We start from the raw sequence: 21,173 nt of genomic DNA, 5'->3' as shown, positions 1-21,173 counted from the left end.
GCGGGCACCCGAAATCTGCGAAGTCGTGGTCGATCCCGGTGGCCGCGGCAACGACGTGCTCATCACGATTCCACCGTTATCCGGGCCCACCAGCACGCTGCCGGTGCCCGAAAGAAGGGGGGGCACCACCAACGGCGATGTCGGCGTCGACGGAGAAGCGATCGGCCGGTCCAGAGGCAGGCTGAGTACCAAGATCCACCTCGCCCGTCGACGGCCGTGGCCTACCGATGACAGTGGTGCTCATCCCGGTCAGGCCGGTGACAACCCGCAGATCCTGCCGCTGCTCGACGGGATCAGCGTCGCCCGCACCGGGCCCCGGCAGGCCACGGACACGGCCGCAGACCGTGCTTGCCGACAAGGCGCATGCACATCCATCGACCCGGGCCACGCTTCGCCGACGGCGTATCGGGTTCGTCAGTCCCGAACGAGACGACCAGATCGCCCGCCGACGTGCCAAGGGATCGGCCGGTGGACGATCCACCGCTGTTCGACCAGGAGGCTTACAAGCAGCGCAACGTGGTCGAGCGATGCTTCAACCGGCTCGAGCAGTTCCGTGATCTGGCCACCCGCTACGCCGAACGCGCCGTCTCCTTCCAAGCCGAAGTCAGTATCGCCGCGATCATCCGCTGGCTCCGATGACTCACAGGACAGAACCTAGGGCGTGTCTGGCAAAGTCTTGGTCCAATCGATGACCGCCCGTGCTCGATACAGTGATCGCATGCTCATTTCCGCTGACGTGATCGACGTCCTGGACCCGATGTCGGGTCTCGTTTTTGCCGGCGAGGCGGGCGGGCGTCGAAATTTCGCGCTGTGGCGAGACGGTGCAGTGCGGCTTCTCGACGACAGACTCGCCGAGAACTCGCAGCGAGAGCTCCCTCTGGAGGATGACGTCTGCGTCCTTGCGGCATCCAGCCTCGATCTGGTCGTACTCGCCTCCGCCGGCGGGCTCGTCATCGCCGGAGAGGAAGTGGTCACGGCGCCCGGAATAGCCGCCGACGCGGCTGCGCTCCTAGGCGGTCTACTTGTCGTCGCTGTCCCGGACGGCGAGAGGCACCGGCTGCTCGCGTTCGATTCCGCGACCGGGGCGATCCTCGACGACCAGGCGATCGACGCCGACGATGCTCGCGCCTTCCTGTATCCGCATCCTGCTGAAGACACGGCGATTCTTGAGCTCGCCATGGGGCAGGATGGCGTTCTCGCGTTTCGCGTCGATGTCGAGGGATCGCGCCTACATCTGACCGAGATCCTCGCAGGAGATGATCCAGTGATCGCGGGCTTCAGTCCGTCGGGCGCGAGGCTGCTTGTCACCCCGTATCCGAGCGATCCGGAGACCATACGGATGCTGTCGTGGCCGGATCTGAAGGAGATCTCACGGCTCGACGCGAGTGATATCGACGCCGCGTACGGTTTCGGGCTCGCCGGGTGCTGGATCAACGACGACCGAGCCGCCGTGTACGCGACCGAGGACGCGTTGATCGTCACCGACGAGAACTTCGACTCGTCCGAACGCATCGCACTGCCGATCGACTTCGGCGACGAGGGAGAGATCGAGAGCCTCACGCATCTGAGTTCGGGAAACGTCGCTGTCGGCGCGTGGACGCCAGCCGGCCGACTCACCCTCGTCGTGCGCCTCAACGAAGGAAAGGGCTGTTGCTGACAACGCCTTTGTCCAGGCGACGACGGCGTTGAGGACGACCGCGGTGCGGTAGATGACTGCATGCTTGTCGTATCTGGTAGCGAGTCCGCGCCATTGTTTGATGTGGCAGTAGCGGCGTTCGATCACGTTTCGGTTCTTGTAGTCGGCGGCGTCGAGTCCGACGGGTCTTCCGCCGCGTGATCCTCGCCGTTTCCGGTGTCCTTTCTGGTCGTCGGGTTCGGGGATCACGGCCTTGATGCCGCGAGAGCGGAGGTGACCGCGGATCGCTCGAGATGAGTACGCCTTGTCGCCGCGCACCGCGTCCGGGCGGGTTCGTGGCCGACCCTTGTCGCGGCCGACGCGCAGTTGCGCCATCAGTGGCAGGAACATCGGCGAGTCGCCCGCCTGCCCTGAGGTGATCAGCGTGACCAGCGGTAGTCCGTTGCCGTCGACGAGTTGGTGGATCTTCGTGGACAAGCCGCCGCGGGAGCGGCCGATGCCATGATCAGGCGGCTCTTCCCGCGGATTCGTGTAATTCGATCCAGCCCCCTGTGAGGCGGGTCGCGTTCGTGGCGTGCTGATGCGCGCGGACGATCGTGGAGTCGACCGACAACGACCAGCCGATCGCCCCGGCCGCGTCCGCTGCAGCAGTGACTCTGGCGAGCACCTCGTCCCAGGTGCCGTCCGTCGCCATCCGGTGATGCCACGTCCACACCGTCTGCCACGGCCCGAACGCCTCAGGCAGATCACGCCAGGGGATCCCAGTGCGGTACCGGTAGATGATCGCCTCGACCATCAGCCGCGCATCGGAGAACCTCCGACCGGGTCGGCCCGTGGGACGCGGCAGCATCCCCTCGATCAGCGACCACTGAGCGTCCGAAAGCACTTCAAACCGCGACACCCGTCGAGCGTCTCAGCAAGCACCCCCAACCTTTGTCAGACACGCCCTAGTTGTTGGCGCGTTGGATGGAGCGTCGGACCAGGCTGCGGATGCCGGGGAGCTGGATTGCGCGGAGCATCAGTTCGCCCGCCCACACATGTGTGCGTGACGGCGGGGCGAATCGGCTGATTCCCCTCCGCGCCAATGCCTGTCGCTTGTTCACCTCCGGCCGCAACGTCGTCTCCCAGGCGTCGAGGGCGGCGGGAATGTCGTCGCCGTGTGCCGCCAGCGCGGTGCCGAGCTGGTCGGCACCGTCGAGGGCGAGGGCGGCGCCGTAACCGGCGAATACCGTTACGCACCAGGCCGCGTCGCCGAGCAGGACGACTCGGCCCTGGCTCCAGCGGTCCATCACGATCTGGCCGACCGAATCGAAGTAGGCGGTGCCGGGCTCGGCGTCGAGCTGACGGAGTGCGTCGGCGACACCGCCGCCGAGATCCCCGAACGCTCCGGTGAGGGCGGGTGCGGCGCCGAGAGCGAGTTCGGTGTCCGGGTCGAGGCAGCGGTAGGCGAAGAACGCCGAGGACCTTTCCGGTCCCAGGTTCATCACCGCGGCCGTGCGTCCGGGACCGATATACGTGGTGCCGACACCGTCGGGCATATCGGCGGGAGAAGTTTCCAGCGGAAATGCGCCGACCATATGGCCCAGATCCACGAAATACTCGGACTCGGCACCGAATACGAGCTCTCGAACCCGGGAGTGCACACCGTCCGCGCCGACCAGGAGGTCGGTGCGGAGGTGGGTGTCGTCGCTGAGGGTGACTTCGACCTCGCCGGGGGTCTGGGCAATGGCCCGCACCGTGGTGCCGAAACGGATATCGGCGAACTCGGCGACGGCGTCGTACAGTGCTGACTCCACATCGCCGCGGAACAAGCTCAAGGCCCGGTCCCCGACAGCAGCCTCGGTGACAGCGGCGGGAATCCTGAGTTTCTCCCGGCCGTCGGCGTGAACGAGGATCGAGGTGAAGGAACCGATATCGCGCGGGGTCAACGCCGGCAGCAGCCCGAGCCGCTCGGCAGCGGCATATCCGGGTCCGTGCAGGTTCACCAGGTAGCCGCTACTGCGGCGACTGGGCGCGCGTTCGACCACGACGACGTCCCATCCCTGCTGTCGCAATCGCAACGCGGCCGCCAACCCGGCGATCCCCGCGCCGACGACCGTCGCCCGCCTGCCCGATGACTCGGCTTGCCGGCGCGCAGCGCTTTCGAAGGCTTCCATTGCGACTCCTCGGTTCGATGTTGCTGTCGGCGAGCACCACTCACGAACTCTCGCCGTGCGTCAACTAGTAGTTGACGGTCGGCGTATCGTCAACCACTAGTTGACGCAGGGTTCGCTGCCGGCCGGTTTCGTCGATCAGGCGCAGCCGCGAGGAGTCGAATCGGGTGAATTCAGAGCGACGAATCTGCCGCTGGGGCAGATGACTCCGGCCGGGCGGATCGCGTTGGAACGAGTGACCCGCGTCGCCAGTCGGGTTGACACCGCCCAGGAATTTCGGGCCGGAAGTCTTGGCGTATTTTGGTCGCAGCCCGCAAACCAAAACAGGTCAGGCACGGTGACCGTGCCTGACCTGGTGGTTGTGCTCCCCCATCTGGACTCGAACCAGAAACCTGCCGATTAACAGTCGGCTGCTCTGCCAATTGAGCTATAGGGGAATACTCTCCTGAACCGTTAGACTCAGGCGGTCTGCCTTGGCGGGCTGACCGAGATGAAACTTTAGCGCATGGCATCGCAGGTTCCCAAATCGGGCTGCTACCTGCGGACATGCGGCGTATAACGATGTGCTGACGAACGGTGGCCGGATCGACAGGGGTGGGGCCGCTGGGGCAGGATGGAGCCCGCACACAGACGTGGGAGGAGCTCCAGGAGATGCTGCGGTTGATCATCGGCGTAGCGGCCGGTTATGTGCTGGGCACCAAGGCCGGGCGCGCGCGCTACGAGCAGATCAGTGCGGCGACGCGGGCCGTCGCGGGGAGCCCGGTGACGAGGAAGCTGGTGTCGGTGAGCCGGCAGAAGCTGTCGGACAAGTTGAGCACCCAGCCGAAGCTGGAGCCGATGGAGCCGATCGACGAGCGCACCACGGTGCTGATCCCGCACAACCAGCTGCGCCGCTGACTCAGGCGCCCGCCGCGTAGCCTTCGCTGCCCATCGCCTGGGCGGCGAGGCTCTTGCGGTACTGCTCGAGCGCGACCAGGTCGCCGAACAGGGTCATGTAGGTGTCGGGCTCTTCGCTGGCCGACAGCCGCTGCAGCTTCGACTTCAGCTCGGCGATCTGACGGCCGACCCAGGCTTCCTGGGTGCGCGCCAGCACGCCGGTGATGAAGCGCGGGATGTCGTTCTGCGATCGCACCGGCAGTTGCTCGTTGGCGAGCTCGGAGACCAGCGCGCGGGTCATCAGATCGTCGGTGTGGTCGGCCACGGCCGCGACCCACTCCGCGCCGCCGAGCCCGGCCGCCGTGCCACCGGCCTGCGCGATCATGATGCGCAGGGCCACGTAGGCCGGGTGCGTGAACGCGGCGGTGTCGATGGAGTCGAACACCACGCCCGCGATGCCGGGGTATTGCAGTGCGGCGCTGAGGGTTTGGCGCTGGGCGAGCAGCACCGGATCGTTGGGCGCCGGGCGCACCGAGTTCTCCTCGACCCGCGGCGCGGAAATCTGTTCGGCGCCCGCCTTGCCCGCCTGCTTGCCGCCCGGGCCGACGGCGCCGCCCATCCGGTTCTTCTTGGCTTCCTCGCCGACACGACGGACGACGAGCTGGATGTCGTCCCAGCCGACCCAGCCCGCCAGCTTGGTCGCGTAGCCCTTGCGGGTCGCGTTGTCCTTGATCTGGGCCACCACGGGCACGGTGCGGCGCAACGCCTCGACGCGGCCCTCGACATCGTCGAGGTTGTGTTCGGCGAGCAGACCGCGAATCACGAACTCGTAGAGCGGGGTTCGGCGCGCGACCAGGTCGCGGACGGCGGCGTCGCCGGAGTGCTGGCGCAGTTCGCAGGGGTCCTGGCCGTCGGGGGCGACGGCGATGTAGGTCTGGCCGGCGAGTCGCTGATCGCCGCTGAACGCCTTCAAGGCGGCGGCCTGGCCCGCGGCGTCACCGTCGAAGGTGTAGATGATCTCGCCGCGCCAGAAGTTGTCGTCCATCAGCAGCCTGCGCAGCACCTGGAGGTGCTCCTCGCCGAAGGCGGTGCCGCAGGAGGCGACGGCGGTCTTCACCCCGGCCAGGTGCATGGCCATCACGTCGGTGTAGCCCTCGACGACGACGGCCTGGTGGCCCTTGGATATCTCGCGCTTGGCGTGGTCGAGCCCGAAGAGCACCTGGGACTTCTTGTACAGCAACGTCTCCGGCGTGTTCACGTACTTGCCGGGCATGGTGTCGTCGTCGAAGAGCTTGCGCGCGCCGAACCCGATCACCTCGCCACCGAGGTTGCGGATCGGCCAGAGCAGCCGACGATGGAACCGGTCGATCGGGCCGCGCTTGCCCTGCTTGGACAGCCCGGCCGCTTCCAGCTCCTTGAACTCGAAACCCTTGCGCAGCAGGTGCTTGGTGAGCACGTCCCAGCCGCCCGGCGCGTAGCCGCAGCCGAACTGCTGGGCGGCGGCGCCGTCGAAGTTGCGGTCGGTCAGGTACTTGCGCGCGGCCTCGGCCTCGGGTTCGCGCAGCTGCGCCACATAGAACTCGTGTGCGGCGGCATTGGCGGCGACCAGCCGGGAGCGGGTGCCGCGGTCGCGCTGGACCGAGGTGCCGCCGCCCTCGTAGTTGATCTGGTAGCCGATGCGGTCGGCCATCTGCTCGACGGCCTCGACGAAGCCGATGTGCTCGATCTGCTGCAGGAACTTGTAGACGTCTCCGCCCTCACCACAGCCGAAGCAGTGGAACAGGCCGTGGTTGGGCCGCACGTGGAACGACGGCGACTTCTCGTCGTGGAAGGGGCACAGGCCCTTGATCGAGTCGGCGCCCGCGCGCTTGAGCGCCACGTACTCACCGACGACGTCTTCGATCCGGACCCGGTCACGGATCGCCGCGATATCGCGATCTGGGATTCGTCCGGCCACGATGAGTGAGTCTAGTCGGGTCGGATCAGCGGCAGTCCAGCGAGGCGGCGACGCGCTCGAAGCGGCTCTCGGTGTAGGAGGCGATCTGATCGATCACCACGCGCACCCGGGCGGTGTCGTCGGTGGCGGCGTTCCACCAGGGCAGCATCTGGTCGTCCAGGTGGGCGGGCGCGGTGGTGAGCAGACGGTCGGCGACGGCCTGCACCCGCTCGCGCTGGGTCTGCTGGCGGGCCAGGTGGCCGCGGTCGGAGCGCACGTAGCGCAGCGCGACGGTCTTGAGGACAGCCACCTCGGCGGCCACGATCGGCGGCACGATCAGATCGGCCTCGTAGCGCAGCAGCGGACCCGGCCCGTACCGCTCGTGGGTGGCGGCGATCGCGGCCGTCGCGAACCGGCCGACCAGCTCGCTGGTGAGCCGCTTCAACGCCACCGAGGCGGCGAAGGTGCCGTCGTAGTCCACCGCGTCGGCCACCACGTCGAGTTCGGACAGGCGCTGGGCGGCGGCGGCGAGCGCGTCGATCGACTGGTCGGGGTGCTGGCCGTGACCCTGCTCGGCGAGGGCGGCCTGTTCGCTGGGGTCGGCCAGGGCGCGCAGGTCGATCCGGCCGACGATCACGCCGTCCTCCACGTCGTGCACCGAGTAGGCGACGTCGTCGGACCAGTCCATGATCTGGCATTCCAGGCTCTGCTTGCGATCCGGCGCGTCCTTGCGGATCCAGGCCAGGCGCTCGAGGTCGTCCTCGTAGGCGCCGAACTTGGTGCCGGAACCGCTTCTGCCCCACGGGTATTTGAGGGTCGCGTCGAGGGCGGCGCGGGTCAGGTTGAGGCCCGCGCTCTCCCCGGCCGGGTCGAGCACCTTCGGTTCGAGGCGGGTCAGGATGCGCAGGTTCTGCGCGTTGCCTTCGAAACCGCCGTATTCGTCGGCGAATTCGTCGAGGGCGCGTTCGCCGTTGTGCCCGTAGGGCGGGTGGCCGATGTCGTGGGCGAGACCGGCCAGGTCGACGAGGTCGGGGTCGGCGCCGACACCGTCGGCGATGCTGCGGCCGATCTGGGCGACCTCGAGCGAATGGGTGAGCCGGGTGCGCGGGGTGTCGCCCTCGCGCGGGCCCATGACCTGGGTCTTGTCGGCGAGGCGGCGCAGCGCCGCCGAATGCAGCACGCGGGCGCGGTCGCGGGAGAACTCACTGCGGTGCCCCTTGTCGGCGGCGCCCGGCCAGGCGGTCTTGCCCGGCTCGTGGACCATCCGTTCCCGGTCGTGCGGGATGTAGCTGTCGGTCATCGAATCTCACTGTCCCGCCGTGTAAGAGAAATCTGCCGAGAAATGGGTGAGCTGGTACCAGAGCAGCGCGCCGGTTTCGCGGGCGATGCCGTGGAACTGCGATTCCCTGGTGTAGACCGCCGGTCCGGTGCGGGTCGGCGCGGTCCACGCGTCCAGTCCGGCGTCACGAGCCATCGTCCTGGTCCGCAGTGAATGCCACGGATCGCTGACGAGTACGGCCGATGACATCCCCCGCGCCTGCATCGCGGTCGACACCGCTTCGACGCTGCGCAGGGTGTCCGATCCGGTTTCCACCGCGAGGATGTCCGCGCTGGGGACGCCTTTGTCCTCGAGGTAGCGCTTGCCCGAGGCGGCCTCGGTGTAGAGGTCGCCCTCCTGTTTGCCGCCGACGGTGATCACCCTGGGCGCGACGCCGGCTTCGTAGAGCCGCCACGCCTGGTACAGCCGCGCCTCGAACACCGACGAGGGTGTGCCCGAGTACTGCGCGGCGCCGAGCACCACGATCGCGTCGGCCTTGGTGTAGTCGTCGATCCGGGCGACCTGCCACACCCGGAAGGCCGTTCCGGCGACGAGCACCACACCCATCAGCACCGCCCCCGCGATAATCCGGCCGATCCACAGCGAGACCGACGACGCGAGCCCATGCGGGCGCCGAGCATCCGGGGCAGGTGCGGCCGTTCGCGGGAAACCCGATTTCATCCTGATCAGTGTGCCAGGTCGGACCGACGACCGATCATGCCAGCGGTCACCGCCGGATTCCGGTCCGGTGAACTACTGACGGCGGGCTCGTCCGCCCAGATGATCCGCGCGGCGAGGTGGACCATCGAGCGGACCAGCCTTCGCGGCACACGGACTCCGCCGCGGCCGGGAAAGCGGGCGCGGACCGATTCGAGTAGTCCAACCACTCGACAATTGCCTGGTCAGGGGCGTGTACTGGGAATGGTGCCCTGCGACGACACCAGGACACCGAGTTGGGCGGTCTGGTCAACCGGGTAGCCCTCCCACCGGTCGTCCGCCTGGCGGGCGGCATCTCCCGGTCCCCTGGGCAGGGAGTGAACAGGTTCCACAAGCATCCCTCTGTTGCGCGAACCCGAGTTTTTTGTCACAACGGCTCCTCGAAGGAGGTTGCCCTCAGAGATCTCCGCGCGACCCCCACGATCTCGATCTGGAAGTCGCATGACCTCCTGCTGGCCGAGGCGTTGTCGGCAGGCCGGCAGTCTGATCCACTGCCCCTCCCGCTCGCAACGCCCGTTGTCGGCATCGGGTCGGCGGTGTAGAGCACCGTCAGGAGTCGGCGGCGTCAGAACCGTCGGAGGAACGGCATCATGGCCCGGGCCAGGTGCCGTTCCTTCTGTCCGGTCGAGCTCACCAGCCCCGTTCGCGCCACTCGGCGAGGTGGGGGCGCTCGGCGGCGAGGGTGGTGTCGTCGCCGTGGCCGGGGTAGACGACGGTGTCGTCGGGATAGCGGTCGAACAGTTTGGTGGTGACGTCGTCGAGGAGGGTGGCGAAGTCGGCCGGGCTGTGCGTTTTGCCCACGCCCCCGGGAAACAGGGAGTCGCCGGTGAACAGGTGGGCGCGGCCCGCGCCGTCGATCAGCGCCAGCGCGATGGAGCCGGGGGTGTGGCCGCGCAGGTGGATCACTTCGAGGACGACATCGCCGACCTGGACCGAGTCGCCGTCGGCGAGCAGGCGGTCGGGCCGGACCGGCAGGGTCCCGGCGTCGAGGGGGTGGGCCGCGGTCGCGACGCCGAGTGCGCCGGTGACTTCGGACAGCGCCTGCCAATGGTCGGGGTGCTGATGGGTGGTGACGATCAACTCGATCTGGCCCGGGGTTTCCTGGCCGGTCAGCTCGAGGATGCGGGTGGCGTCGTTGGCCGCGTCGATCAGGATCGCGGCGCCGGTGGCCGTGCTCTGCACGAGGTAGGTGTTGTTGTCCATCGGGCCGACGGACATCTTCACGATGCGGGCGCCGGGCACATCCCGCTGCTGGGCGACCCCACTCGCGGTGACATGTCCGGTGTAGAGGCGATCGACTGTGACCATGCGCCGATCGTAGAAGCCACGCTGCGCGCCGTCGTACCCGCGTGGTCGGCGTGCGCCCGATAGATTCGACGCATGCGGCAGTCGAGGAAGAGTTCGGCCCCACGATCGGTTCCGGCGCGCGCCACGGCCGGTCTGCTCTGCGCGGTGTTCGCCGCGCTGAGCCTGCTGTGCGCGCCGAGCGCGAGCGCCGAGCCGCCCTCGCGGATGGGACCACAGGTGGTCGACGCCGCCGAGGTGCTCAGCGGCGCCGACGAGGACAGGGTGCTCGAGGCCGTCGATCGGCTCTACCGGGAGCACCAGGTCAAGCTGTGGGTGATCTACGTGCGGAACTTCGCCGGGATGGCGCCGCGCGAGTGGGCCGCGCGGACCACCGAACTCTCCGGATTCTCCGACCGCGATCTGCTGCTCGCCGTCGCCGTGGACGATCGCGGCTACTGGCTCGACGGCATCCTGCCCGACGGCGTCAGCGACGGAGAGCTGGACGCGCTGCTCGCGGGCACGGTGGAACCCGATCTGCGAGAACGCAAATGGGCGCAGGCCGGGGTCGACACCGCCGACGGCATCGGGTCGGCGATGCGCGGCGCCGGCGTGCCGTGGGGATGGCTGGTCGGTATCGGGCTGGTGGTCGTCGTCGGGGCGGGCGGTCTGATCCTGTTCTCCCGCAAGCGCCGTCGCGACAGGGACCGGGCCGAGCTGAGCACCGCCCGCGAGCTCGACCCGGCGGATTCGGGTGCGCTGGCGAAGCTGTCGCTGCCGACCCTGCACGCGCTCTCGCGCGAACGGCTCGTCGAGATCGACGACGCCGTGCGCACCAGCACCGAGGAATTGGCCCTGGCCACCAGCGAATTCGGCGAGACCGCGGTGACCCCGTTCCGCACCGCGCTCAATGCCGCCCGCGCCGCCACCGCGAAGGCGTTCACGATCCGCCAGCAGCTCGACGACGCCGTCCCGGAGACCCCGGACCAGCAGCGCGCCATGCTGGTCGACCTGCTCTCCACCGCCGGCAAGGCCGACCGCGAACTCGACGCCCAGGTGACCGATTTCGACGCCATGCGCGACCTGCTCATCGACGCACCGGCCCGGCTGGACGGACTGACCCGCGACATCGTCGACCTGACCGCGCGCACACCGGCGTCCGAAGCCGAACTGGCCCGGCTGAATTCGGCCTACCCGGCCTCGGTGCTGGCACCGATCCACGACAACGTGCGGATGGCGGCGGAACGGATGACCTTCGCCGAGCAGAACATCGACACCGCGCGCGCCGCGCTGACCCGGCCGGTCGGGCAGCAGGGCGGCGCGGTCGCGGCGATCCGCGCGGCCGAGGGCGCGATCGGCCAGGCTCGCACCCTGCTCGACGCGGTGGACCGGGCCGCGACGAACATCCAGCAGGCCCGCGACGGACTGCCCGCCGCCCTCGACGAACTCCGCGCCGACCTGGCCGCCGCGGCGGCCCTGACCGAATACGGCGGTCCCGACCTGGCCACCGCCGCCGGCACGGCCACCAGCACGCTGAACACCGCCGCCACCGGCGCCGAGTCCGATCCGCTCGGCGCCTTCCACAACGCCGTGACCGCCGACGCCGAACTGGACCGGGCCATCGCGGCGGCCACGGATCGCAAACTCGCCGTAGAGGATCTGCGGCGCCGACTCGATCGGACCCTCACCGACGCGGCCGCCCGCATCGACGCCGCGTCCTCGTTCATCACCACCCGGCGCGGCGGCGTCGACGCCGAGGCGCGGACCCGGCTCTCGGAGGCCCAGCGCCATCTCGACGAGGCCCGCCGGCTCGCCGCCACCGCACCGGATCGCGCGCTGGTCAGCGCGCAGACCGCCGCCGAACTGGGTGGACGGGCGCTGGAGCAGGCGCAGGCGAGCGTGCGCGCGTGGGAGTCGCGGCAGCCGGTGGCGGGCAGCTCACAGGCCGGGGCGGTGCTCGGCGGCATCCTGCTCGACGGGTTCCTGCGCGGCTCGATCGGCGGGGCGACCCGGCGCGGTGGCGGCGGTTTCGGCGGCGGGTACCGGCCGGGTTCCTTCGGCGGATCGTCCGGTTCCCGCCGGGTCAGCCGGGGTGGCCGATTCTGAGCGCTTGACCCTCTCACCGTGTGAGGCCGTACACCGGAAGGCGTCATGTTCAGTATCGGAGATTTCGCCAGACACGGTCAGGTGTCGGTGCGCATGCTGCGCCACTACGACGCCGTGGGATTGTTGCGGCCCGCTCGGGTCGATCCGGCCACCGGTTACCGGTTCTACACGGCCGCGCAGCTGGCCCGGCTCAACCGACTCGTCGCGCTCAAGGACCTCGGCTTCACGCTGGAACAGGTGGGCCGGATGCTCGATCCGGGGCCTGCCGCGGAGGAACTGCGCGGCATGCTCACCTTGCGCAGGGCGGAGCTGGAGCAGCGGATCGCTGCCGACCACGCCCGGTTGACCGACGTCGAGGCGAGACTCCGAATCATCGAGAAGGAGGGCGTCATGCCCGATCAAGAAGTGGTGCTCAAGCCGGTCGCCGCCGTACGGGTGGCCGAATCGACCGGATCGGCGGCCGGTTTCGAACCGCAAGCGATCAGTCCGGTGATCCAGCCGCTGTTCAGCGATCTCGCCGATCGGCTGGCTCAGGCGAACATCGCGATCGCGGGACCGGCGATCGCCTACTACGACGCGCGCGAGGACGGCACCGTCGGGGTGCACGCCTGCATCCCGGTGGCGGTGGAACCCGAGGCGGCGCCGGGGTTCTCGATCGTCGACCTGCCCGCGCTGACGACGGTGGCGACGACCGTCTATCACGGCGATGTAGCCGAGATCGGCACGGCGTGGCAAGCATTGGGCCGCTGGGTGGAGGACAACGGCTATCGCACCGCGGCGCCGGTCCGCGAGGTCACCCTGGCCTGGACGCCCGATCCCGCGGGCTGGGTCACCGAGTTGCAGGAGCCGCTCGCGCCCCGCTGATCGGTCGGCCTCAGGCGGTCGCGGCCTCGTGATCGGCGCGCCAGGTGAGCTCGGCGGCCACCGCGGACAGCAGCTCGGTGGCCCGCACGCCGCCGCCTAGCCTGCCGATGGTCAGTCTGCCCAAGTAGGTGTAGACCAGGAACGTGACCGCCGCCGAGGCACCGGTCGACGGTCGCGGATGCGCGGACAGGTAGACGATCTCGTAGTCGTCGAGGATCAGCCCCGCCGGTGCGCGGAAGACGGGCACCGGCCCGGTATTGGTGAGCGCGATGTGCCCGGCCGTCGAGTGCACGCGGGTGGGGCCGAAGAAGTCGGGGAAGTGCAGCACCGACTGTTCGATCACGCCACTGGCCAAGTCGTCGTGCAGGCCGGTGCCGATCCGGCGGGCCAGGGCGACGATGTCGTCGGTGTCGGCGACCTTCGTGGTGAAGGCGGCGAGGCCGGAGATGTTCGTGCCCGCGGCCGCCGCGATCGGCGGGTCGAGCCGCCTGCGCAGGTCGACCGGGTAGACGCAGCCGACCTGCGTCACGTCGTAGACCGACGCGAACGCGCGCAGCACCGCCGCGGTGACCAGCCCGTTCACGCTCACCGCGTGCGTGCGCGCCAGCTCGAGCACCCGCGCGGTCTCGGTGGGGTCGAGCTGGATCCGCGCGGGCCTGGCCAGCGCGGGAGTGGCGGGCGGCGACGGCTCGACGACCCCCACCGCGTCGGCGACCACCAGCGGCCGGGTGACGGTCTCCAGCCCCGACCGCGGTCCGCGCTCGGTCCCCCGCCGCGTCAGCAGCGACTCCACCGACACCGGATACTCCCGCGGCCCGGCCGCGATCGACCCGGTCTCCACATGATCGGTGTAGTACCCCCACAGCCGCGCGAACAGTTCCACGCAGTGCCCGGCGTCGGCGACGCTGTGGTGCACGAACAGGGTGACCCTGGCCCGATCCTCTTCGGCCAGCACCACATCCAGGTACCCCAGCTGCGCGGCCGGGTCCATCGACTCGGTGGGAATCCTGACCTCGTCGGGCTCGCCGAAACTCACCCACGCGCCGACGGGCTCGATGTGCCCGGGACGCAACAGGATTCCGTTCTCCTCGTCGTCCTCGACGATCCGGCAGACCAGGATCGGGAAGGCGTGCTGCAAGGCCGCGAAGGCCGCGCCGAGGGCGACCGCGTCGAGTTCACCGCGCAGGGTTACCGAGCGTCCGGTGAAGGTGGCGTGCCGAACGAATCGTTGTTCGGACGGGTCGAGCCCCCGCAGCACGTCTTCCGGTTCCCACAGCACAACGGAAAGAGTGCGGCACGCGGCCTACCGACGCAAACCGCCGGGTACGCACTGTGATCACCTGCACGCCCCGGAACGCGAGAAGCCCGCATCGCGCGTGGCGATGCGGGCTCCCGTCGGTCCGGTGTCAGGCGCCGAGGAGGCGGGTGGCGAGGTAGGACTCCACCTTGTCCAGGGCGATACGCTCCTGCGCCATCGAGTCGCGCTCGCGGATCGTCACGGCCTGATCGTCGAGGGTGTCGAAGTCGACGGTGATGCAGAACGGGGTGCCGATCTCATCCTGACGACGGTAGCGGCGGCCGATGGCACCGGCGTCGTCGAAGTCGACGTTCCAGTGCTTGCGCAGCTGCGCGGCGAGGTCCTTGGCCTTGGGCGTCAGGTCGGCGTTGCGCGACAGCGGCAGCACCGCGGCCTTGACCGGCGACAGGCGCGGGTCCAGCCGCAGGCTGATCCGCTCCTCGGTGGTGCCCTTGGCGGTGGGCACCTGGTCGACGGTGTAGGCGTCGACCAGGAACGCCATCAGCGAGCGGGTCAGACCGGCTGCGGGCTCGATGACGTACGGGATGTAGCGCTCACCGGAGGCCTGGTCGAAGTAGCTCAGGTCGGTGCCCGAGTGCTCCGAGTGGGTCCGCAGGTCGTAGTCGGTGCGGTTGGCGATGCCCTCGAGCTCGCCCCACTCGCTGCCCTGGAAGCGGAAGCGGTACTCGATGTCGGTGGTGCCGGCCGAGTAGTGCGACAGCTTTTCCTTGGGGTGGTCGTAGAGGCGCAGGTTGTCGGGATCGATACCGAGGTCGGTGTACCAGGCCAGGCGGGTGTCGATCCAGTACTTGTGCCACTCGGCGTCTTCACCGGGCTTGACGAAGAACTCCATCTCCATCTGCTCGAACTCGCGGGTCCGGAAGATGAAGTTGCCGGGGGTGATCTCGTTGCGGAAGCTCTTGCCGATCTGGGCGATGCCGAACGGCGGCTTCTTGCGCGCGGTGGTCTCGACGTTCTTGTAGTTGACGAAGATGCCCTGCGCGGTCTCGGGGCGCAGGTAGTGCAGGCCCTCTTCGTCGTCGACCGGGCCGAGGAAGGTCTTGAGCAGGCCGGAGAAGTTCTTCGGCTCGGTCCACTTGCCGGGCTGGCCGGTCTCGGGATCGTTGATGTCGGCCAGGCCGTTGGCCGGCGGGTGGCCGTGCTTCTCCTCGTACGCCTCGAGCAGGTGGTCGGCGCGGTAGCGCTTGTGCGTGTGCAGCGACTCGACCAGCGGATCGGAGAAGGTCTCGACGTGGCCGGAGGCCTCCCAGACCTGGCGCGGCAGGATCACCGAGGAGTCCAGACCGACGACATCGTCGCGGCTGGTGACCATGGTGCGCCACCACTGCCGCTTGATGTTCTCCTTCAGTTCGACGCCCAGCGGACCGTAGTCCCACGCCGACTTGGTGCCTCCGTAGATCTCACCGCACGGGTAAACCAGACCCCGGCGCTTGGCGAGGTTGGCAACGGTGTCCACCTTCGACTTGGGTGCCACGCGAGATTTCTCCATCCCTTGGGAGTCGGACAAGTATGCCGACAAGCGTATCGGCACCGGCCAACCGGTTGTGCACCGCACGGGCGAAGTAGCGCCGCGACGGCCGCTCGGCAACGGGTTCGCCCACATTCTCGGGCAACCGGTGGCGGTGCCGTCCGCCGATGTTCTTCAATGGAGACAGTCGAGTTCGAACCGGGGGGTTCGTCATGCATCAGCCGCCATCCGATCCCATCGATGCCGCGGCCGCGCGTCGCCTGCCCCGCCCACGGTCGAAACGGGCGGCCGGTACCGCCGTCCTGGCGCTGGTCTCGACGCTGCTGGTCGCCGTGACCCTGATCTTGCTGCGAATGGAACCCGCGTCCGTCCAGTTCCCGGCAGTGCCCACCCGCCCCGAACGCGCCGCGATCGATCCGGCGCGTCCGTTCCAGAACACACCGGCGGCCGGCTGGGCCGAGGGCGAGGCCGGGGTCGTCGCCGCCGCGGCGACCCAGGTGGGCCGGTACCCCGCCGAGCAGGTGGCCGCGGTCATGGAGCGGGTGCGGCAGGTCATCATCGCCGCCCGGCTGAACCGGCATGTGCTCGAATCCCATGACGCGGAGCCCGTTCTCGCCCTGCTGTCGGCGCAGCAGGCCACCAGCGCGCGCGAGCTGATCCGGCCGGGCAACGAGGCCGAGACCTGGTGGCTCTCGGCCAAGATCGCCGAGGGCTACTCGTTGCTGTCCGCGACGCCCCGGGTGATCGGCACGATGACGCCGCGCATCGGCGACGACGGCGAACTGGTGATCGGCACCAACTACCTCGTCGCCTACGCTTTCGAGGCCTGGGACGTGGCCCAGCTCGACGACCCGCTCGATATCGTGGCCGTCGACCGCTGGGAGGTCGACTACGAGTGGGTCGAGGACTCGCGCTACGTCGAGCAGTCCCAGGGCCTGCACCTCGGCGCGACGCGGGGGTTCACCTTCGGCGCCAATTGCGCGATGGTCCGCAAGGGCTTCCTCGCGCCGGGCTACAGCGACACCGGCCTGGCCACGGGCCCCAGCAGTCAGCCGGTGGAGGCGTACTTCGATCCGAACGCGCCGCTGAACGAGCACAGCAACTGCTGATCGCCCCAGCTCAGCGCGCCACGTTCGACATGCGCACTTTTGCATGTCAAAATGGCATCGGTTTCCATTAAGGAGTTGGTTGATGACCACCGATGCCACGGCCGCACACGCGCACAGCCCGTATCACTCCCCCGCCCCCGCCACGGTGCCCGCGCGCCAGGTGCTCGAGGACGCGGGTGAGCTGCTGCGCGCGCTGGCCGCCCCGGTGCGGATCGCGATCGTGCTGCAGCTGCGCGAGTCGCCGCGCTGCGTGCACGAGCTGGTCGACGCCCTCGGGGTCACCCAGCCGCTGGTCAGTCAGCACCTGCGCATCCTCAAGTCGGCGGGCGTCGTCCACGGCGAACGCTCGGGTCGCGAGGTGCTCTACGAACTCGTCGACGACCACCTCGCACACATCGTCGTCGACGCCGTCGCCCACGCCGAGGAAGGGTAATCCGTTGGCAGACAATCCCTCCGGCAAGCAGGTCGGAATCCGCAGCACCCGCCAGCGCAGCGCGATCTCGGCATTGCTCAGCGATATCGACGAATTCCGTTCCGCCCAGGAACTGCACGACGAGCTCCGCAAGCGCGGCGAAGGCATCGGCCTGACCACCGTCTACCGCACCCTGCAGTCACTGGCCGACGCGGGCATGGTCGACGTGCTGCGCACCGACTCCGGCGAGTCGGTCTACCGCCAGTGCTCGAGCGGGCACCACCATCACCTGGTCTGCCGCCACTGCGGCCGCACCGTCGAGGTCGAGGGGCCGACGGTCGAGGCGTGGGCCGCGACCATCGCCGGCGAACACGGCTTCACCGAGGTCAGCCACACCCTGGAGATCTTCGGCACCTGCCGCGACTGCGTCGACGCGCGCGCCCGCGCACAGAAGGACGAGACCGCGACGGTCTAGCTTTGTGACTCACGTCACATAATGGAACCCTCGGTTCGACAGCCCCGTCCAACCTTCACGAAGAGACCGATCCGCACGGTGGTACCGACGGCCTGTGGCCGCCTCGGCGCCGAAGGAGGGGGCAATCGTGAGCACACTCGGTGTCGAACCCGATCAACTGACAGCGCTGGCGACGACGTGGCGGCAGGAGGCCGACGAGGTCGGCAAGCTCGCCTGGACCGCCATGAGCGAGGCCACCGGCGACGGCAGTGACGTCCTAGCCACCGTCCGCGGCCTGGCCGATCCCGCCCAGCTGGCGATGTCGTCGATCTCGACCAGATACACCACCCTGGCCAGCCTGATCGACAAGTTCTCCGCCGACATCCAGGCCGAGGATGCCGAGATCGCGGACGAGATCGGGAAGCTGGGTTCGCGCTGATGCGCCCGACCATCCCCCAGCTCGACGGCTGGAATCTCGACGGCCTGCACCGCGCCGCCGAGGCCGCCCGCGCCAATGCCGATGTCGTGTCCACCTCGGTCGACGACTGCTCGCGCGCGGTCTCGACGGCGGGCAGCTGGCACGGCCGGACCAGGGATGCGGCGGGCCGGCGGATCGACGAGGAGGTCGACCACGGCTACGAGGTGCGCACCGTGCTGCTGCGGATCGCCGACGACGCCGAAGACGCGTTCCAGGGCCTGCAGCACGCGCGCACCTACGTCCTCGATCAGCGGACGCTCGCCGTCGGCCAGGGCTTCCAGGTCGAACCCGACGGCCGGGTCTCCCACACCGATCCCGAGAAGGAGGGCGCCGCGGGTGTCTTCCAGCTGAACCTGTTCGGCGGCCTCGACGAGATCGAGCGTCTGGACAGCCAGTTCGGTACCCGTCTGAAGGAATCGCTGGCCGATCTGACCGCGATCCGCGACGGCCAGCCCGACATCACCCTCGCCGACGGCACCGTCCGTGACCCCGATGCCGTGGCGATCCAGCTGGCCGCGATGTCGGCGGACGAGCGGGCCACCTTCCTGGCCGGCCTGAGCCCGGAAGCGCAGCGTCAGCTGGTGATCGCCGCACCCGAGAAGCTCGGCAATCTCAACGGCGTCCCGTTCGCCATGCGGATCGAGGCCAACGAGATCAACATCCGCAACGCGCTGACGAAGGAGCGGGCGAAGCCGGATCCCGACGAGTCCCGGGTCAAGCAGCTGGAGGCGATGCTCGCGCCGATCCCGAACCCCGAGGGCACCGGCACGCTCACCGCGGCCGCCGCCGCGACCGGCGACAACGCGACGCCCAGGCTCGACATGGTGGACCGCAAGTTCGTCATGTTCAGCACCGAGGGCAACGGGCGGATGATCGAGATGCTGGGCTCGATGAAGGCGGGCTCGCCCGGTGCCGGCGTGTACGTGCCCGGCACCTCCACCAACCTCAACGGTTCCGGCTCCAACCACGTCGCCGCGTGGAATCTCGCCGACCAGACCGACAGCCCCGTCTTCCTCTATATGGAAGGTGATTTCCCGCAGAGCCTGACCAGCCTCTCCGATGGCGCGCCGAGCCCCCGGTTCGCCGCCGACATGGCGCCGAACCTGGTCGAATTCGGGCACGAGATCGACCGTGAGGTGGCCGCGAGTACCCCGGGCACCCCGGTGACCTATGTCGGCCACTCCTACGGCGGCTCGATCGTCGGCTCCGCCGAGCAGCTCGGTCTGCGCGCGGATCGGGTCCTGCACGCCTCGTCCGCGGGTACCGGCGTGTTCGACACCGGCTGGAACAATCCGAACCCCGACGTGCAGCGGTATTCGATGACGGCGCCGGGCGATCTCATCGGGGTGGTGCAGTCGTATCCCGAAGGGGGACTGACCATTCCGGGAGGCATCCACCTTCCTGGCAATCCACACGCATCCGAGGCGCTGGGCGGGGATCCGGATGAGGCTCCCGGGGTCATCCGGCTCGATACCGGGTACTACAGCCGCGGATCGAGCGACGATGCTCCCGTAGTCGTTTTCGGAACCGACGGGCACGGCCGGTACTGGGACGATCCCGGCTCGACCGCGTTCCGCAACATCGTCGGTGTCATCGAGGGATCGTCGGCGACCGCCTATGTCGAACGCGGGGTCGAGACCCCCTATGTGGATATCGGCCTGGGCGACAACGGAAACGGTGCCAAGGAGTCCCTCGATGCCGCCAAGGCCGCCGCTGCTGAACAAGCAGCCGCCGTGCTCGGCATCGATATCGACCCCTACGCCAGACCACGAGTCACCGACAATCCCGACACCGGCGCGCAGATCGGGATCCGATGAAGGCCGCTGCACTTCTGGCTATGGCGGTGGTGGTCCTCTCCGGTTGCACGATTCTGGAAGAGCAGGGCCCCACGAACGACGACGTCCTGAAGGGGACCGGCCTGACCGTCGCCACGGCCAAGCCGATCGTCGCGGACAATTTCGAGCTCATCTGGCCGGCACCGCTGTCGGTCGACCCGGAGACGGTCAGCGTGCGCACAGGCTGCCGATCCAGCATGACCTCCATCAGCGGTGAAGGTCCGCCTTGGCGCCCGAGATACGAGCGGGAGGTGGTCGATCCCTCGCCGGAATTCATCGACCATGCCATGGCGAATCTCGAGGCGATGACCGCCCGCGGCTTCACCCTCGTGCCCAGCCAGAATCCCTCCGCAGACTCGGTGAACAGGTACTACCGGGACTCTCGCGGGTTCTCGGTGGCCTCGTCCCGGATGCGTGTCGGCAAGAACGACGAGGAAGTGCGGTTCATCATGGCTTCCACCTCCCCGTGCGCCGCGGAGTGACGGGTCGACCAGCTCGGCGGCCGGACACCGCGCCAGGCGTCATCGGACGACTCGGCGACGAGATCCGGGTTCGGATTAGACTCTGCACAGCCGTGACCGCTCGCGACGAGAGCACAGCTGTCTACACCAGGAGGGGATGGTCGAGATGACAGTGGGACGCCATGTATGGAAGGCCCTCGGCGTCACCGCCATCGGGCTGGTTGTCGCCGGCTGCGGGGGCGGTGAGAGTGGGACGGCCTCGCCGACGACGAGCGGGGTGAGCGTGGCGGCGAGCCCGACCTCGGTGGATGCCGAGGCGAAGGTGTGGGATCCGTGTTCGCTGCCGGACTCGGCGATCAGTGGGGTGGGGCTGAACGTCGGCAGCAAGAAGAAGGATGTCGCAGGTGTCGACTTCACGGGGTGGAAGGTCTGCAGCTGGATGGACCCCGGCAAGCAGTACAGCCTCGCGGTCCTATCGTCGGAGCACACTCTGGCCGAATCGCGTGCACGCAGCGACTTCTCGGAGTGGGAGTCGTTGACCGTCGGCTCGCATTCGGCACTCGAATTCCGACAGTCCGGCGCGTCCCATGACCTGTCGTGCTTCGTTGCTGTCGAGGTACCGAACGGGTCTGTGATGTTCAGATTCCAGAATCGGGTCAGTGCAGACAACCCGCTGGCTCCGTGCTCAGAAGCTCGCCGGCTGAGTTCGGGCCTGGTTCAGAACCTTCCTACTGCTTGAGAGGTGGTC

General features: G+C 68.7%; 19 protein-coding genes, 1 tRNA gene and 2 pseudogenes. 13 read left to right on the top strand and 9 right to left on the bottom strand.

The window, feature by feature from the left end; translation table 11 throughout:
- Positions 1–66: 66 nt before the first annotated feature.
- The 3 genes and pseudogenes from NV348_RS26315 to NV348_RS26305 form a co-directional block, all read left to right on the top strand.
- Positions 67–239, top strand: a pseudogene (locus tag NV348_RS26315) (IS5-like element ISMra2 family transposase); the annotation flags it as partial.
- Between the two features lie 229 nt (positions 240–468).
- Positions 469–639 carry a hypothetical protein gene (locus tag NV348_RS26310; RefSeq protein WP_447151230.1) on the top strand — a complete coding sequence of 57 codons (171 nt, stop codon included), beginning with the start codon at positions 469–471 and terminating at the stop codon, positions 637–639.
- Between the two features lie 79 nt (positions 640–718).
- Positions 719–1,657, top strand: coding sequence for a hypothetical protein (locus NV348_RS26305; RefSeq protein ID WP_447149236.1), 939 nt, complete (start codon positions 719–721; stop codon positions 1,655–1,657).
- Between the two features lie 18 nt (positions 1,658–1,675).
- Here NV348_RS26305 and NV348_RS26300 read toward each other — a convergent pair.
- From NV348_RS26300 to NV348_RS26290, 3 genes and pseudogenes are all read right to left on the bottom strand, one after another.
- A pseudogene (locus tag NV348_RS26300) lies at positions 1,676–2,537 on the bottom strand (IS5 family transposase); the annotation flags it as partial.
- A 46-nt stretch (positions 2,538–2,583) separates the two neighbouring features.
- Complete coding sequence (locus tag NV348_RS26295; protein WP_447149235.1) at positions 2,584–3,792, bottom strand: FAD-dependent oxidoreductase; 1,209 nt, start codon at positions 3,790–3,792, stop codon at positions 2,584–2,586.
- A gap of 361 nt (positions 3,793–4,153) precedes the next feature.
- Positions 4,154–4,226 (bottom strand) — tRNA-Asn (locus tag NV348_RS26290).
- 214 nt (positions 4,227–4,440) lie between these two features.
- Between NV348_RS26290 and NV348_RS26285 the strand changes: the two genes are divergently transcribed.
- The gene (locus tag NV348_RS26285; protein ID WP_218721605.1) at positions 4,441–4,686 is read left to right on the top strand and encodes a hypothetical protein; all 246 of its coding nucleotides are present in this window, start codon (positions 4,441–4,443) and stop codon (positions 4,684–4,686) included.
- 1 nt (position 4,687) lies between these two features.
- Here the strand turns inward: NV348_RS26285 and dnaG are convergent, their stop codons facing one another.
- The 4 genes from dnaG to NV348_RS26265 all read right to left on the bottom strand — a co-directional run bounded on the left by dnaG (position 4,688) and on the right by NV348_RS26265 (position 9,944).
- Positions 4,688–6,622, bottom strand: a complete 1,935-nt coding sequence (dnaG, locus tag NV348_RS26280) for a DNA primase (RefSeq protein WP_447149234.1) — start codon at positions 6,620–6,622, stop codon at positions 4,688–4,690.
- A gap of 25 nt (positions 6,623–6,647) precedes the next feature.
- The gene (locus NV348_RS26275) at positions 6,648–7,901 is read right to left on the bottom strand and encodes a deoxyguanosinetriphosphate triphosphohydrolase (RefSeq protein ID WP_447149233.1); all 1,254 of its coding nucleotides are present in this window, start codon (positions 7,899–7,901) and stop codon (positions 6,648–6,650) included.
- A 6-nt stretch (positions 7,902–7,907) separates the two neighbouring features.
- A complete protein-coding gene (locus NV348_RS26270; RefSeq protein ID WP_447149232.1) occupies positions 7,908–8,600 on the bottom strand; it encodes a YdcF family protein in 693 nt (230 codons plus the stop codon).
- A 666-nt stretch (positions 8,601–9,266) separates the two neighbouring features.
- On the bottom strand, positions 9,267–9,944 hold the full coding sequence (locus tag NV348_RS26265) for an MBL fold metallo-hydrolase (protein ID WP_447149231.1): 678 nt from the start codon (positions 9,942–9,944) through the stop codon (positions 9,267–9,269).
- Between the two features lie 72 nt (positions 9,945–10,016).
- On the opposite strand from NV348_RS26265, the gene NV348_RS26260 reads away from it, so the two are divergent.
- Entirely contained in the window at positions 10,017–12,026 is a 2,010-nt protein-coding gene (locus tag NV348_RS26260; protein WP_447149230.1) for a TPM domain-containing protein, read from the top strand.
- 45 nt (positions 12,027–12,071) lie between these two features.
- Positions 12,072–12,890, top strand: a complete 819-nt coding sequence (locus NV348_RS26255; protein WP_447149229.1) for a MerR family transcriptional regulator — start codon at positions 12,072–12,074, stop codon at positions 12,888–12,890.
- A gap of 10 nt (positions 12,891–12,900) precedes the next feature.
- Here the strand turns inward: NV348_RS26255 and NV348_RS26250 are convergent, their stop codons facing one another.
- Complete coding sequence (locus NV348_RS26250; protein WP_447149228.1) at positions 12,901–14,169, bottom strand: phthiocerol/phthiodiolone dimycocerosyl transferase family protein; 1,269 nt, start codon at positions 14,167–14,169, stop codon at positions 12,901–12,903.
- A gap of 127 nt (positions 14,170–14,296) precedes the next feature.
- The gene (locus tag NV348_RS26245) at positions 14,297–15,697 is read right to left on the bottom strand and encodes a glycine--tRNA ligase (protein ID WP_387163000.1); all 1,401 of its coding nucleotides are present in this window, start codon (positions 15,695–15,697) and stop codon (positions 14,297–14,299) included.
- A 191-nt stretch (positions 15,698–15,888) separates the two neighbouring features.
- Between NV348_RS26245 and NV348_RS26240 the strand changes: the two genes are divergently transcribed.
- The 7 genes from NV348_RS26240 (at position 15,889) to NV348_RS26210 (ending at position 21,164) form a co-directional block, all read left to right on the top strand.
- Positions 15,889–16,785 (top strand): hypothetical protein, encoded by an 897-nt coding sequence (locus NV348_RS26240; protein ID WP_447149227.1) that lies wholly within the window; start codon positions 15,889–15,891, stop codon positions 16,783–16,785.
- Between the two features lie 82 nt (positions 16,786–16,867).
- Entirely contained in the window at positions 16,868–17,218 is a 351-nt protein-coding gene (locus NV348_RS26235) for an ArsR/SmtB family transcription factor (RefSeq protein WP_355278787.1), read from the top strand.
- Positions 17,219–17,222: 4 nt separating this feature from the next.
- A complete protein-coding gene (locus tag NV348_RS26230) occupies positions 17,223–17,672 on the top strand; it encodes a Fur family transcriptional regulator (RefSeq protein WP_447149226.1) in 450 nt (149 codons plus the stop codon).
- Between the two features lie 127 nt (positions 17,673–17,799).
- Positions 17,800–18,090 (top strand): hypothetical protein, encoded by a 291-nt coding sequence (locus tag NV348_RS26225; RefSeq protein WP_447149225.1) that lies wholly within the window; start codon positions 17,800–17,802, stop codon positions 18,088–18,090.
- Positions 18,090–19,946 (top strand): alpha/beta hydrolase, encoded by a 1,857-nt coding sequence (locus NV348_RS26220; RefSeq protein ID WP_447149224.1) that lies wholly within the window; start codon positions 18,090–18,092, stop codon positions 19,944–19,946. The genes NV348_RS26225 and NV348_RS26220 overlap by 1 nt, the downstream gene beginning before the upstream one ends.
- 20 nt (positions 19,947–19,966) lie before the next feature.
- A complete protein-coding gene (locus NV348_RS26215; RefSeq protein ID WP_447149223.1) occupies positions 19,967–20,446 on the top strand; it encodes a hypothetical protein in 480 nt (159 codons plus the stop codon).
- Between the two features lie 136 nt (positions 20,447–20,582).
- A complete protein-coding gene (locus tag NV348_RS26210; RefSeq protein ID WP_447149222.1) occupies positions 20,583–21,164 on the top strand; it encodes a DUF3558 domain-containing protein in 582 nt (193 codons plus the stop codon).
- Positions 21,165–21,173: the final 9 nt, after the last annotated feature.

The sequence above is a fragment of the Nocardia fodinahabitans genome (assembly GCF_052983615.1).
Note: the sequence above shows the minus strand (reverse complement) of the source record. Positions and strands in the feature narration are given on the sequence as shown.